Source organism: Salinimicrobium oceani (assembly GCF_012037645.1).
Window position 1 is genome coordinate 1 of the sequence record NZ_JAAVJR010001218.1, and the last position, 343, is coordinate 343.

Below are 343 nucleotides of genomic sequence, written 5' to 3' on the forward strand. Positions count from 1 at the left end.
CCGGTGGAATACTGCAATATTTGCTTAAGGTCTTTTAGATCCAGGAGGGGCAGGTGGTTGTCATCGCAATACTTGAAGATGATGGAAAGAATTCCGCTTTGAGTGTCTGAAAGGTCGAGGATTCTGGAAAGTAAAACCGGTCCAAATTCACTTACAGTAGCTCTTAGGCGTACTCCATTTTCTTCGGAAAGGCTTAAAATTTCCACAGGAGCTGCCGAAGCTTCAAAAGGAAAATTCAACTTTTCATGGCGGGCATGTATAAAGGCTTCTCCGGCTGAAGGTTTTGCCACCCCGCTAAGGTCTCCCTTCACATCCATAAGCAGCACGGGGACTCCTTTTTTTG

The 343-nt window shown here is 45.8% G+C and carries 1 protein-coding gene; it reads right to left on the reverse strand.

The window, feature by feature from the left end; translation table 11 throughout:
- On the reverse strand, nucleotides 1–343 hold a 343-nt coding region (locus tag HC175_RS21535; RefSeq protein ID WP_168139959.1), incomplete at both ends, for a helicase HerA-like domain-containing protein.